This window comes from Peptoniphilus gorbachii (genome assembly GCF_016908115.1).
Taxonomy (GTDB): Bacteria; Bacillota; Clostridia; order Tissierellales; family Peptoniphilaceae; genus Peptoniphilus_A; species Peptoniphilus_A gorbachii.
Window position 1 is genome coordinate 73045 of the sequence record NZ_JAFBDH010000007.1, and the last position, 14221, is coordinate 87265.

Below are 14221 nucleotides of genomic sequence, written 5' to 3' on the forward strand. Positions count from 1 at the left end.
TGTTGCACTTTTTTTTAATTAAGATTAAAATAGGATAGAAGTTTGAAGAAATGAGATGAGATTTTGAAAAGAGAAGATATTAGAAATATAGCAATTATTGCCCATGTCGATCATGGCAAGACTACACTTGTAGATGCTCTACTTAGACAATCAGGTATTTTTAGAGATAATCAACAAGTAAATGAGAGAGTTATGGACTCTAACGACATTGAAAGAGAAAGAGGTATTACTATTCTTTCTAAAAACACTGCCGTAAATCACAATGGTGTTAAGATCAACATCATTGACACACCGGGACACGCTGACTTCGGTGGCGAAGTTGAACGTGTGCTTAAAATGGTAAATGGAGTTGTACTACTTGTAGATGCCTTTGAAGGTCCAATGCCTCAAACAAAATTTGTTTTGAAGAAATCTTTTGAGCTTAACCTTCCAGTTATTGTTTGCATAAATAAAGTCGATAGACCAGAAGCAAGACCTCTTGATGTTGTTGACGAAGTTCTGGATTTATTTATTGAACTTGGAGCAGATGACGAAGTGCTTGAATGTCCTTTTGTTTTTGCATCAGCAAAGCAAGGCATAGCTGCCCTCGATTTAGACGATAAAATGGAATCAATGGATCCACTTTTTGAAACTATTATTAAGTACATTCCAGCACCAGAAAATAGGGATGATGAACCTTTTAAACTTTTGATTTCAACAATTGATTACAACGAATATGTTGGAAGAATTGGTATTGGAAAAATAGAACAAGGTATTATTCAAGAAAATGATAAGTTAGTTAGAGTTAATAAATTAAAACCTGACTTTAAAGAAAATATTAAAATTGCGCAAATTTATGAATTTGAAGGTCTTAATAGAGTTGAAGTTGACTCTTCAAGATCAGGATCTATTGTTGCAGTTACAGGTATTGAAGACATCAACATTGGAGATACTATTACATCAACTGAAGATACTGAAGGTCTTGAATTTGTAAAAATTTCCGAGCCAACAATTTCCATGAACTTTTCTGTAAATGATTCACCTTTTGCAGGTAGAGTTGGCAAGTTCTTGACATCAAGACAAATTAAGGCAAGACTTAATAGAGAATTACAAACTGATGTTGGACTAAGAGTTGAAGAAACTGAAACTACTGACTCTTTTAAGGTTTCTGGTAGAGGAGAACTTCACCTTTCTGTATTAATTGAAAACATGAGACGTGAAGGATACGAATTCCAAGTTTCTAAGCCACAAGTTTTATATAAAATTGATGAAAATGGCAAAAAACTTGAACCAACTGAAAGAGTTACAATTGATGTTGATAGTGTCTACGCAGGATCTGTTATAGAAAAACTTGGCAGAAGAAAGGGCGAACTTGTAAACATAGTTGAACCTAATGGTGGCTATCAAAGACTTGAATTTATAATTCCATCAAGGGGACTTATTGGCTATAGAACTGAATTTATGACAGACACAAAGGGAAGCGGAATTTTAAATTCTATTTTCGAATCCTATGTTCCTTTTAAGGGCGAAATTCCAAGAAGAGTAAATGCTTCTATTGTTTCCTTTGATACAGGAGTTGCATCAACTTATGGACTTAACAATGCACAAGATAGAGGAACTCTATTTGTAGAACCAGGCGAAGATGTTTACGAAGGTCAAGTTGTAGGTGAATCTCCAAAGGGAATTGAAATCGAAGTTTCAGTTACAAAGGCAAAAAAACAAACTAACGTCAGAGCTTCAGGTTCAGATGATGCGCTTAGACTTTCTCCAGTTAAGAAGATGAGTCTTGAAGAAGCCCTAGAATTTATTGAAGATGACGAACTTATAGAAATTACTCCAAAAGAATTTAGACTAAGGAAGAAAATTCTAGATTCACAAAAAAGATACAAATCAAAGAAAAATAAATAATAAATAACAGAGGTGCTCCATGTTTAATGCTTATTATGGAATGATCAAAAACTTTGCCCAAGTTTATTCATTCTTATTTATAGCAAATGTATTAATTTCAGGATTTATTATCCTCTATGACAATAAAAAGCCTATTTCAACACTGTTATGGGTAATGGCTATAAATTTTTTGCCAGTAATTGGATTTATATTATATCTTTTTATAGGTCAAGACATTTCAAAATCGAGAATTTTTGACGGAAAATATAAGGCTGATATGATTCTCGAAAAAGAATCGGAGTATCAGCTTAAACAAATTGAAAATGATGAATTTGTATACTCAAATAATAGGACAAAAAATCATCTTGATATGGTAGAGATGTTTAATCGTGCTGAAGATGAAATTTTATATACCAAAAACAGTGTCAAGGTTTATAACGAAGGCGAAAGCAAATTTGAAGATTTGTTTTATGATTTAAGAAATGCAAAGCACACAATTTATGTTCAATACTACATTTATAAGTCTGACGAACTTTCCAAAGAATTTACAAATATTTTAAAGGAAAAGGCAAGAGAAGGCTTAGATGTTTACCTATTAATTGATGGAATGGGTATTAGAAAAATGACTCTAAGTGATAAAAGAGAGCTAAAGGAGTCAGGAGTAAAATTTGGAATTTTCTTCCCAGGGCTTATTTTAAAGATAAACACTCACATCAACTACAGAAACCACAGAAAAATTGTAGTAATAGACAAGAGAATTGGTTATGTAGGTGGTTTTAATGTTGGTGACGAATATGTCTCAAAGGGACCAATGGGATTTTGGCGAGACACCCATCTTAGAATAGTGGGACCAGCAGTTAATGGACTTTCTTGGAGATTTTTCTTGGATTTTAAATTTGCTTCAAAGGAATACACTAAGGGATTTACAACAGAAATTTTTCCTGAAATAGAAGATGGCATTGACATAAATATTGTAACAAGTGGACCAGACACAAAAGCAGACTCCATAAGAAATGGTTACGAAAAACTTATAACATCGGCGAGAAAAGAACTCTACATTCAAACACCTTACTTTGTACCAGATGAAGGACTTTTAAAGGCCTTAAAGGTTGCAGCCCTATCTGGAGTTGAAGTTAACTTGATGTTTCCAAAAAAGAGAGACCATGTCTTTGTTCACTGGGCATCACTTTCCTTTATGGGTGAACTTTTAAAGTGGGGAGCTCATGTATATCAATATGAAGGCGGCTTTCTTCACACAAAAATTGTCATATCAGATGACTATCTATCAAGCGTTGGAACTGCTAACTTCGACATAAGATCCTTTGAACTTAACTTTGAAGTAAATGCCTTTTTATATGACGAAGAAATGAACAAAAAATTAAAGGAAGACTTTAAAGAAGACTTAAAGTCCTGCACAGAAATAACTCCAGAAATGTATAAGAATAGATCTAGATTCACAAAATTTAGAGAATCTATATCAAGACTATTGTCTCCAGTTTTGTAAAATGGAAATAGAAATAAATAGAAAAAAAGTAAAAAAGCTTCGAATAAAAGTAGAAGATGGTATAATAAAGGTGTCGGCACCACTTAGAACAAGTGAAAGAGAAATAAAAAAGCTTGTTGAAAATAATAGAGAGCTAATAGAAGAATTAAAACTTGCTGATGAAAGTAGAAAGAGATACAAAAATCATCTCTTTGGCAAAAAAATAGATTTTACATCAGTTAAAGAATTAGAAAAAATTTATAGATCTGAACTTAAAAAAGCTTTAGATGAAATTTTTGAAAAATATGGAAAACTAACAGGCCTTTTTCCAAAATCAGTTGAAATAAGAAAGATGAAGGTAAGATGGGGCACTTGCTATCCACAAAGTGGCGCCATAAAAATAAATCTTTATCTAGCCGAAAGACCAAGAGAAGAGATCGAGGCAGTGGTCCTACACGAACTAGTGCACCTCAAATATTTTTATCATGACAAAAAATTTATTGAAGAGTGCAAAAAGTATATGCCAAATTATGAAGAAATTGAAAGAGACTTAAAGAGATAGGTGATGAAATGAAAAAAGCATTAAAAATAATAGGAATAATCGCCCTTGTGATAATCCTCATGAAACTTTTTAATATTTCAATATTTGTTGGAAATCAAAAAATAGATAAAAACCTAATAGTAGAGGGCATAAGAAATTTTAACCTTGGAGATCTCTTTGACAGAGTTTCAAATTTCTTCAACGAACTTATAGGTGGAGTAAAAAGAGCAGTAAATAGCTTGTAAATATATAAAAAATTAGCACGCCTGGCGTGCTTTTTTGATGGAGTAAAAAAATTTATCTTTATGTTATAATAAAAAGCAGGTGAGAAAATGAATTTAACTTTTATTATACTTGGCTGTATAGTGCCAGGACTTATGACTGGGGTTGGTGCAATCCCAATATTTTTTGCAAAAAATGTAAGCCAAAAACTTTTAGATGTACTTCTTGCAGCAGCTGCAGGAGTAATGCTTTCAGCAACTTGCTTTTCCCTTATTATACCAAGCCTTGAAGCAGGAGAAGGAAGACTTGGAGTATTAATAACTGGACTTGGAATCTTTTGTGGCGCACTTATGCTTGACTTAATAGATAGGTATGCTCCCCACGAGCATTTAATCGACAAGAAACATGAGGGAGTAGATGTAAAAAATCTATCAAGAATTTGGCTTTTTGTAATAGCAATAGCAATTCACAATTTTCCAGAGGGACTTGCCACAGGAGTTGGCTTTGGCGGAGACAATATGTCCAATGGACTTTCCGTTGCCTTTGGGATTGCCCTTCAAAATATGCCAGAAGGACTTGCAGTTGCCCTTGCCCTTGTAAGAGAAGGCTACTCACGCAAGAAGGGTTTTGCCATAGCAACATTGACTGGTCTTGTTGAACCCATAGGAGCCTTTTTGGGAGTTTGGCTTGTGTCAATTTTTTCAGCCACACTTGGCTTTATCCTTGCCCTAGCAGGAGGAGCCATGCTCTTTGTAATTAGCGATGAAATAATACCAGAGACCCACAACAATGGCTACGAAAGGCCAGCAACTTATGGCGTAATCTTCGGCTTTATCCTAATGATGTTTTTAGATGCTTTAATTTAATTTTTAACTATAAAGGATTTTACAAAATTTAAAAAGAACAAGTAGAACATATTGTAAAATTTAATTTATAATTTGTATTATATTGAAATATTAATATTAGAGTGATATATTATAAACTATAAAACAAAAAGGACTTGACAAGTCATGAAGAAAAATCTTAGAATCAAGGCAGGCAGGAAGACAAACAACTATAAGTGTATATTCAGGCGAAAGGATAATTTTGTCTTATTTGAATATAATTTTTTGTGAGCAGGAAAATTTAGCTATTTAATAGCTTTCTTTTCTTGCTCTTTTTGATTTTTTAATAAAAGGAGGTTTAAAATGAAAAAAATAATTAAAAAATCATTGAGCTTATCTTTAGCTCTAGTAATGTTATTGGCAGTTTTTGCAAGCACATCAGTATTTGCTCAAGGAGGCATTGAGAAAAAGGTAGAAAGTAATCTAAAATTTGAAAAGGGTCTCTTTAAAGGCAGAATAACAGGTAATATTAATGTAAGCAGGACTATAACGAATAATTTTGACAGTGTTTTAGACCAAGAATCCAATTCTTATAAGGGAGAAATAAAATCAAACGTTGAAGCAGGTGAATTATTTGATGGAGCTTATAATTTATATAAAACTGAATTCGAACCCTTTGCGCCCTTTGGAAAGCCATGGAAAAATATTGTAATGTATGGTAAAGATAAAAGTTCTTTTCCAAGTGCAACTTTTACTATAACTTTTCCTAAAGAAGTAAAATTTAATGAAGATGATATTAAAATTGTAAATAATTCTAAGTCAATAAGTAGTATAAAAATCAACAATATCAATAATGAAGAAAATTCTATAGAATTTATTTTTTATCTAGGATATTGGAGTGATTATGGTCAATTTTTCGATATTGTAAAAGACGAAATAGATAATGTTGGAAAAAATATAGAAATAAGCATTCCATATTCTATTGATTCAAGTAATTCTTTAGAAAACCTAAAGGATATCAAGGCTTCAGGCAAATGTGAGCTATCATATTTTGGCAAGAGACCTGTCATTAATCCCGTAGTTTCAATAGATATTTTGTGTGATTCAATGGATATTACTAGATAGGGGTGCAGTTAATGAAAAAAACAATTAGTAAATTAACAGTTATATCTTTAGCGTCTATTTTAGCTTTTAGCAGTTTTTCTACTATATTTGCACAAGACTCTGAAGAAGAAATAAAAAAACTAGATCCATTAATTTTTAATTATGAATTAAATGAATCAATAGGAGATACTGAAGATAAGTCTGAACAAATTAAGACTAATAATTATTGGTCAGATTTAAAATATGTGAAAGTTAGTGCAAAACATGCAGGTCATAAGTCAGGTGAAGAAGGATACGAAAGGTCTTTTAAGATGTTAATTCCTAAATATATCACAGAACCTGATAAAACGGCTTTGCATCAATATTCACAAGCTGCATCTTCATCAGCTTATGAAAATGGGCTAGAATTTAATAATATAGGAATTAGAAAAGACGCAAGGGGCCTTGAACCAGCTGTTGGATTTTTTGATAAACCAAATGTTTATATCAATCACTATTGGGATTTAAATTATAGCTATACAAAAAACCCTTTTAATTTTAAAGCTAATGACTTATTGAAAGAGTCAGAATGCAGCAATAGATTTGCCAACTTAAAAATTATTGGAGATTTACAAAAGAAAGGTAGTAAAGATTCTAAAAAGGTTGATGAGCTAAAAGCCAAAGAAGATTTGAATCTAGAATTTTTATTAAATGCTTCATGGTTTAAAAAATACTATAATGGAAATGCCATACTTCTAGTTAGTCCATCGGGAATTAAAGATGAAGAAGCTAAAAAATCTTATGAAAATAGATTTGCTATGAGCGATTCTGAAATTGTATTTAATCTTGATATTCCTGATGAAGTAAAAATTGATGAGTCTAAATTAAAGGCTAATATTGAAGATTCTCAAAAGGGAATAAAGGACTTGTTTGATATTACAACAGAAGTAAAAACAGAAAATATTAATGGCAAAAACAAAAAAGTCCTTCTTGTAAAATTAAATAAGAAAGAAAAAGCACAACAAAACACAAAGTGGTCTGAATTACTTAAGAAAATAAATGACCTTGATACAAGTAATATTAAAATTTCAATTTCAGGACTTAGCATTGCTGAAGATGCAAAAACAAACGAAAACATTACAATAAAAGCTGGAATAGGTGGATTTTATGATTTTGCTTTATCTAATTCAAAAGAATTTTATCTTCCTTCATCTGAGCACAATCAAAGAACTTCTGAAGATGGAACTGGACATTTGTACTCTGAAAGATTTTATTGGTCTTTTGCTGCTGTTCAAGATCCAGCTGGACTAGATGAAGCTGCACCAAAAGATAAGCCAAATCTAATTTCCTATACTTTCAAGGTAAAAGCAGTAGAACCAACTCCGGAACCAGAACCAGAACCAACTCCGGAACCAGAACCAGAACCAACTCCGGAACCGGAACCAGAACCAACACCAATTCCTGAACCTGAAGTTATAGAGCCAAAGGTTCACGAACATGTAGAAACTTATCCTGTGTATGCATCTGTTGACAAAAAAGAAGTTGTTAACTCTCATGAAAAATATATCTTCGGATATCCTGATGATACTATTAGACCTGATGGAGATATGACAAGAGCTGAAGCAATTGCAGTAGTTGCAAGACTTCAAAAACTTGATTTAAGCGACAAGTCTTCTAAGATTTATAAAGACACTAAGGCGGATATGTGGTACAACGGTGCTATCAACGCTGCATATAGAGAAGGTTATTTATTAGAAAAAGAAGGCGAAAATGTTAGACCTAATGACAAGATCACTAGAGCAGAACTTGCTGAGTTAATCAGTCATATTGACAAGAAGAACAATGCTACTGCTCTATTTGAAGATGTGAAAGGTCACAAATTTGAAGCTGCAATCAACCAAGCTTATGGAAATGGAAGAATTGAAGGTTATCCAGATGGAACTTTTAAGCCAGACAATCCTATTACAAGAGCAGAAGTTGCAACAATGTTAAATAAGTTGTACGACAGATATCCTGATGAAAAATTTATCGATGCAAATCAAGATGCAGTTCACAATTACAAGGACATGTCTCATAAGGGACATTGGGGATATTATGAACTTGTTGAAGCTTACCACAGCCACACTTATCTAAAATTAAAGGATAATATGGAAGAATGGAAAGAGATAATCAAATAATCAATTAAATATAAACAAGGAGGGACTCCTATGAGTCCTTTTTTGTTGGCCTTACACAAAAATACCTCACAACTTTTTTAAGTCATGAGGTATTTTTTATTTTATCCTTGTATTTATATTTATTTCAAAGGAGTTTTCATCGAGAAAGTCTTCTCTCATCTCTACTGCTTCTGTGAAATAAATTTCTGCTTCATTTAAAAAATAAATTGGGTGGATGCCATCTGCAAACTTTAACTGAGCATTTGTCCTCACATCGCCATAGGAAATTATTTCGCCCACTGCGTGATATTTTAAAATTAAGTCCTTGCCAAGTTTTTTTATGTAGCTTGGCTTTTTGTAGTCTATGGACATTTCAGCCAGGGTGGAAATTATTTTTTCGCCCAAATCCACAGCCACTGAATTTAACTTTTTCATAAATTCTTCTGTCTTATAGGTATTTACATTTATCATGTAAGAGTCAAAGGAAAAAATCATACTAGCACCTCAAAATTTTAGTCCTTTAATATCATTCCAATTCTTCTAAATCATCATAGATAAGCTCAGCATCATTGTTATAGTAAATTTCAAGTGATGCCTCTTGCCACTCATTTGCATCCTCAAAGCTTGTTACAATTCCCTGAAATCTCATGTAGCCGTAGCCAAAGGACTCATTTATTATTTCAAAATCAAGTTTTAAAAATTCATCAAGAGAAATTTTCTTGTAAGTCCCATCTTTATAGAGATTTATTTCCACTCCATCGAAAGAGCCATCATCAAGGCCATTAAGTCCGCCATCTATGTCAAAGTCAGGGTCAAAGGCGTGAATCAGTCCTCCAATAATTTCTCCCAGATCTTCCTTAGAAAAGCTGGTGTCAGTTTTATGGAGAAGGAGTCTTGGCTTTGTCATCATATAATCTATTTGTCTTTCGCCCTTTTTTTCAAAATAAAGGCCCTGATCAAAATATAAAATTACCTTGTCAGGTAAATTTTCAATATTTGTAAGATGAAAGTCGTGGAAGGAAAAAACTTGATTGAGTAAATTTAATTTCATAAGAACCTCACTTGTGGTAGGGGTGGTTATTTATTATTCTAAAGGCTCTATAAATTTGCTCCATTAAAATAACTCGCATTAGTTTGTGGGGGAAGGTCATTTTGGAAAAGCTTAGCTTGTAGTCAGCTCTTTCTAAAACTTCATTGGATAAGCCAAGGCTCCCGCCAATTACAAAAGTTATGTTGGAGTAGCCATTTATCATGAGGTCATTGATTTTATCTGCAAAGGCGACAGAGTCAAGGCTCTTTCCCTCAATGGCAAGGGCAATTACATAGGCATCGCCTTTTATTTTTGATAAAATCTTCTCGCCTTCAATATTTTTCACCTTCTCCATGTCCTTGTCTGATAAATTTTCGGGGCAAGGTTCGTCCATAATTTCAAAAATGCTTAAATCGGCATAGGATTTAAGCATTTTTTTGTACTCATTTATGGCATCTTTAAAATAATTTTCCTTGATTTTGCCAAGTACAATTAAATTAATATTTATCATTTTAATTTTTTAACTTCTTCAAGAGCCTTTTCAAAGTTTACTTCGTGAGTTACTTCAGGAACATATTCTACATAAGCTACTTTTCCGTCTCTATCAACAATTACAACGCCACGAGCAAGAAGTTGTAATTCTTCCATCATAAAGCCATATTTTTGTCCAAATTCCTTGTATCTGTAGTCAGAAACAATATCTGCATTTTCGATTCCCTTTACTGAACAGAATCTTTCTTGTGCAAAAGGAAGGTCAACTGTTACAGTTACGATTTTTACATCATCAGATAATTTTGTAGCTTCTTCGTTAAAAGTTGTTGCTTGGATAGCACAAACTGATGTGTCAATTGATGGTGCAACTGAATAAACTACGATTTTGCCCTTTAAATCTTCTGAGTTAAAATCAGATAAATCCCTTTTTACTGCCTTAAATTCAGGAGCCACATCTCCAACTTTGATTTCTTTACCTTCTAAGTTTACTTTATTTCCGCCAAATGTTATATCCATTTCAATTCCTCCTAAAATTATTTTTGTTTTAGTTTACACTACATTTATATCCAATTATCATGAATCATAACAAGTATTGAAATAAAATGCCAATTTTACTTAAATATAAGTGAGAAAAATTTTGTAAATTAAAGTAATAAATTAGACTAACTATATGAAGTCAACAATAAAACGAGTAAAAAACAAAAGACAATTAAATAAAAATAAGCATAACAAACAAGACTAAATTAATTAGGAAAGAAAATAATAAAGTTTTAATTATGAGGAATAAATTTAGAAATAGTTTTTAAAAGCTTAAAAATAACTCTAATTAATTTTTTAGCAATATGAATTAAGGTAAGATTATGATGCTTGCTCTCATCTCTTTTCTTTTGCTAATAGTTTTTAAAACAAGGATCTCTCATAGCTAGAGTTCTAGCTGCAGTAAGTAGAGCCCAGCTTAAATAAGATTAAGCTCTTTTAACCATAGAGACATCTTTAGCAACAAACTTACCAGATTGATGAGTAGCAGGATCTAAATCTGCAAAAGATTGAAGCTGACTAGGAGTATCAAATTTATTGATGTCACAAATTTCAGTCATTATGATTGAAGTCAAAGTAAAAGATATTCCAGGAATAGATAAGAGGACAGGATCCATATCAATTACAATCTCCTTTATCTTATCTTCTAACTCATCAATCTTAGAAGAATAAAAATTAATAATATCAATAGTTTGAACAAGCTCAAAACTAGTAGCATCAGAATAGTGCCAATAGAATTAATTTAAAGTCGCGACCAATTGATAATTATTATCACAAAATCCAGTGTTTAAGCCATTTGTAAAGGGTTATATATAATATATTGGAAGTATATCCAAATAAAAAATAAAGAGGTAAGTAAAATGAAAAAATTAAAAGGAACGAAAACAGCAAGTAACTTAATAACAGCCTTTGCAGGAGAATCTCAAGCAGTTCAAAGATACACTCTATCTCAAAAAATTGCTGATAAAGAAGGCTACAAGCACATAGCAAAAGTTTTTGAAGAAACAGCTATAAACGAAAGAGCTCACGCAAACGCACTTTATAAGTACTTAAAAGACGAATTTGAAAATGAAGCTATTGAACTAAACCCTGACTATACAGCCTTTCCAGTAGTTTATAAGGACACAAAACTTGCCCTTAAAGGAGCTATTGATGGTGAAAATGACGAAGCTGAAACTATGTATCCAGAATTTGCAAAAGTTGCAAAAGAAGAAGGCTTTGACGATATAGCAAAATCATTTACAGAAATAGGCGAAGTAGAAGAACACCACAGAGACAGATACAAAACCCTTCTAGACACTCTAGAAGCAGGAGAAATGTTTAAAAAAGATGAAGTAACAATTTGGAAATGCCTAAACTGCGGATATATCTTCGAAGGCAAAGAAGCTCCAAAAGTATGTCCAGCATGTAAACACCCACAAGGCTTCTTTATGGCAGTAGGCCTAGTAAAATAAAACATTAGAAATAAAATATAAAAGTATAGAAGCCTGACCTAGCATATAGGTCAGGTTTTTTTACTAAATTGTAAACTTAAAAATCTTTAACTATGCTATAGTTTACTAAAGAAAATGGAGGTTAATATGAAGAGACATCTTTAGCAACAAACTTACCAGATTGATGAGTGGCAGGATCTAAACCTGCAAAAGCTTGAAGCTGACTAGGAGTATCAAATTTATTGATGTCACCAATTTCAGCTCACAAGAAAATTGTTTAAGTTAAAACTATAGTGTCCAGTAGCTTCAAATCACACTTTTAAATTTTAAGAAGGATATGGTCTACTAGATAGTAGAAGATTAAACCCCTCTAAATCCTTAGAAAAAGTGAAGTCATCCTTAAAAACTTCAACATCAGAATTAAAGACAAAACAATCATGCTTATCCTTAGCAACATCGATACCAACAAAAACATAAAAATCACATCATTAATAAAAATTGGCTGTGGGATCCACAAAAACTATGTATCCTATCCCTGCTCGAAATAAAACGTCTAGTCTTATCTAACTCATAAACAAATAAACATAGAACTGTGGTTGGAACCTAAATAAAATAGTCAAAGCTTTAGAGGACGAACCAATCCACAAGCCTATGCTTATCATATAGTAAAAAGAAAAAAGAACACTAATTACTATGTGTTCATTATACAAGGAGGTAGACATGAAAAAAATTTTAAAATTTTTATTTTTAATTTTTGTGGCAGGAATAATTTTTACGGCCTGCACAGGAAAGGATGAAGGTTTTCCAGACAAAAAAATTTATAATGTTAATTGGACAATTGAGGACATTACAAGGATGGAGGATGGCAAAAAAGTAGATAATGACATGGCAATAAAGTTTGACAAGAAAAATTTTGTCATGACTGATAGAAATAATGCCATGGACTTTACTGGAACTTATAAATTAAAAAAAGCAGGCGCAGGCTACCAAGTAATAATGAAGTTTGATGACTTTGAAGAAACTGTGATTGCTGGTTATGGCATGAAAACTGAGAAGGACAAGGACCCTGTGCCAAACTTAGTATTTGAAGATAAGGGAAGGACCTACTCCTTTATAGGTGAAGAAGAAAAATAAGTAAACAAAAACTGTTGGAAAAATAAATCCAACAGTTTTTTCATGTCTATTAATTTTTCAAAAATTATTTTTCCTTAAAAATTTTTAGCATTATTTTTGTAAAGATGTAGAAAAGTATTAGGACTGCAAAAACTCCAGCAAGTCCCCAAAGTGCAACTTCTACTCCCTGCATAAATACTGTCATATCCATTTTATCACTCCTACATAAACATTGGCACGAGAGCCAAGATCATTGAACCTGCAACTACTGAACCAAGTTGTCCTGCAACATTGGCTGACATGGCTTGCATAAGGATAAAGTTAGTTGGGTCTTCCTTTGCCGCCATCATTTGCACAACTCTACCAGACATAGGAAAGGCTGAGATACCAGCTGCACCAATCATTGGGTTTACTTTGTTCTTTAAAAATAAATTTAAAAACTTTGCAAAGAGAACGCCGCCTGCTGTATCAAAGATAAAGGCAACAAGTCCCATGGCAAGAATCATTAGTGTGTTAAGATTTAAAAAGGCATCGGCAGACATAGTCCCACCAATTGTGATTCCAAGTAAAATTGTAACTAGATTTGAAAGTTCATTTTGGGCAGAAATAGAAAGCCTTTCAAGAACTCCGCAGACTCTAATTAAATTTCCAAACATCAAGGCGCCAATAAGGGCAACAGACATTGGTGCGATAATTCCTGCTATAATTGTAATGACAATTGGGAAGAGAATTTCAACTTTTTTTGGCACATGAACAGTTGTGTACTTCATTCTGATTTTTCTTTCCTTTTCAGTTGTGAGAAGTTTTATAACAGGTGGTTGAATAATTGGAACAAGAGACATATATGAATATGCCGCAACAGAAATTGGTCCAAGATAATTTGGTGCAAATTCCTTGGCAACATAAATTGATGTAGGACCATCTGCTGCACCGATTATGCCAATTGAAGCTGCTTCTGGTAGGCTAAACTTGCCAGTTGAAATTGCAAAAAGCATTGTGGCAAAAATTCCAAATTGAGCCGCTGCTCCAAAGAAGAGCATAAAGGGAGATGATATAAGTGGTTTAAAATCAATCATTGCACCAACAGCAATGAAAATTAAAACAGGGAAGAGTTCTGTTGCAATCCCTGCCTTATATAAAATTGTTAAGAAACCTTCTTCGCCAATGGCAGATGATAGTGGAATATTTGAAATAATTGCTCCAAAACCAATTGGAAGAAGAAGTGACGGTTCGTATTCTTTATCAATGGCAAGATAAATTAAAATTCCGCCAATAATAAACATAATTATGTGTTTAACTTCGAGATTTAAAATCCCTGATAATAGTGTTTCCATTTGACCTCCTATATTTTTTACATGACAAGTAATATAACACAAAAAGGGCAAATATTCAATTCTTGTGGAAATTATAAAAGCTCACATTTTTATGTGAGCTATATTTA

The 14221-nt window shown here is 32.6% G+C and carries 17 protein-coding genes; 9 read left to right on the forward strand and 8 right to left on the reverse strand.

The window, feature by feature from the left end:
* Positions 1-63: 63 nt before the first annotated feature.
* The 7 genes from typA to JOD41_RS09215 all read left to right on the forward strand — a co-directional run bounded on the left by typA (position 64) and on the right by JOD41_RS09215 (position 8196).
* Positions 64-1887, forward strand: coding sequence for a translational GTPase TypA (gene typA, locus JOD41_RS07335; RefSeq protein ID WP_239541130.1), 1824 nt, complete (start codon positions 64-66; stop codon positions 1885-1887).
* Positions 1888-1906: 19 nt separating this feature from the next.
* The gene (gene cls / locus JOD41_RS07340; protein WP_205052256.1) at positions 1907-3370 is read left to right on the forward strand and encodes a cardiolipin synthase; all 1464 of its coding nucleotides are present in this window, start codon (positions 1907-1909) and stop codon (positions 3368-3370) included.
* Position 3371: 1 nt separating this feature from the next.
* Complete coding sequence (locus tag JOD41_RS07345) at positions 3372-3911, forward strand: M48 family metallopeptidase (RefSeq protein ID WP_205052257.1); 540 nt, start codon at positions 3372-3374, stop codon at positions 3909-3911.
* 8 nt (positions 3912-3919) lie between these two features.
* Positions 3920-4135: a hypothetical protein gene (locus JOD41_RS07350; RefSeq protein ID WP_205052258.1), complete on the forward strand. Its 216-nt coding sequence runs from the start codon at positions 3920-3922 to the stop codon at positions 4133-4135.
* Between the two features lie 87 nt (positions 4136-4222).
* A complete protein-coding gene (locus JOD41_RS07355; RefSeq protein ID WP_205052259.1) occupies positions 4223-4978 on the forward strand; it encodes a ZIP family metal transporter in 756 nt (251 codons plus the stop codon).
* 321 nt (positions 4979-5299) lie between these two features.
* Positions 5300-6061 (forward strand): hypothetical protein, encoded by a 762-nt coding sequence (locus tag JOD41_RS07360; protein WP_205052260.1) that lies wholly within the window; start codon positions 5300-5302, stop codon positions 6059-6061.
* 11 nt (positions 6062-6072) lie between these two features.
* Complete coding sequence (locus tag JOD41_RS09215) at positions 6073-8196, forward strand: S-layer homology domain-containing protein (protein ID WP_239541134.1); 2124 nt, start codon at positions 6073-6075, stop codon at positions 8194-8196.
* Positions 8197-8292: 96 nt separating this feature from the next.
* Here the strand turns inward: JOD41_RS09215 and JOD41_RS07370 are convergent, their stop codons facing one another.
* From JOD41_RS07370 to JOD41_RS07390, 5 genes are all read right to left on the reverse strand, one after another.
* Positions 8293-8670 (reverse strand): hypothetical protein, encoded by a 378-nt coding sequence (locus tag JOD41_RS07370; RefSeq protein WP_205052261.1) that lies wholly within the window; start codon positions 8668-8670, stop codon positions 8293-8295.
* Between the two features lie 31 nt (positions 8671-8701).
* Complete coding sequence (locus JOD41_RS07375) at positions 8702-9226, reverse strand: hypothetical protein (RefSeq protein ID WP_205052262.1); 525 nt, start codon at positions 9224-9226, stop codon at positions 8702-8704.
* Positions 9227-9233: 7 nt separating this feature from the next.
* Positions 9234-9713, reverse strand: a complete 480-nt coding sequence (rlmH, locus tag JOD41_RS07380; RefSeq protein ID WP_205052288.1) for a 23S rRNA (pseudouridine(1915)-N(3))-methyltransferase RlmH — start codon at positions 9711-9713, stop codon at positions 9234-9236.
* Complete coding sequence (gene tpx / locus JOD41_RS07385) at positions 9713-10213, reverse strand: thiol peroxidase (protein WP_205052263.1); 501 nt, start codon at positions 10211-10213, stop codon at positions 9713-9715. Before tpx ends, rlmH begins: the two co-directional genes overlap by 1 nt.
* A 449-nt stretch (positions 10214-10662) precedes the next feature.
* Positions 10663-10851, reverse strand: a complete 189-nt coding sequence (locus JOD41_RS07390; RefSeq protein ID WP_205052264.1) for a transposase — start codon at positions 10849-10851, stop codon at positions 10663-10665.
* Positions 10852-11094: 243 nt separating this feature from the next.
* On the opposite strand from JOD41_RS07390, the gene rbr reads away from it, so the two are divergent.
* Positions 11095-11688 (forward strand): rubrerythrin, encoded by a 594-nt coding sequence (gene rbr / locus JOD41_RS07395; RefSeq protein WP_205052265.1) that lies wholly within the window; start codon positions 11095-11097, stop codon positions 11686-11688.
* Between the two features lie 121 nt (positions 11689-11809).
* On the opposite strand, the gene JOD41_RS09330 is transcribed toward rbr, so the two are convergent.
* A complete protein-coding gene (locus JOD41_RS09330) occupies positions 11810-11923 on the reverse strand; it encodes a transposase (RefSeq protein WP_205052289.1) in 114 nt (37 codons plus the stop codon).
* A 464-nt stretch (positions 11924-12387) separates the two neighbouring features.
* Here JOD41_RS09330 and JOD41_RS07405 point away from each other — a divergent pair, with 464 nt between their 5' ends.
* The gene (locus JOD41_RS07405) at positions 12388-12801 is read left to right on the forward strand and encodes a hypothetical protein (RefSeq protein ID WP_205052266.1); all 414 of its coding nucleotides are present in this window, start codon (positions 12388-12390) and stop codon (positions 12799-12801) included.
* A gap of 64 nt (positions 12802-12865) precedes the next feature.
* Here JOD41_RS07405 and JOD41_RS09265 read toward each other — a convergent pair whose 3' ends face one another.
* Together JOD41_RS09265 and JOD41_RS07410 are read right to left on the reverse strand one after the other, a co-directional pair.
* A complete protein-coding gene (locus JOD41_RS09265; protein WP_275587965.1) occupies positions 12866-12991 on the reverse strand; it encodes an OadG-related small transporter subunit in 126 nt (41 codons plus the stop codon).
* A 10-nt stretch (positions 12992-13001) separates the two neighbouring features.
* Positions 13002-14114 carry a sodium ion-translocating decarboxylase subunit beta gene (locus JOD41_RS07410; protein ID WP_205052267.1) on the reverse strand — a complete coding sequence of 371 codons (1113 nt, stop codon included), beginning with the start codon at positions 14112-14114 and terminating at the stop codon, positions 13002-13004.
* Positions 14115-14221: the final 107 nt, after the last annotated feature.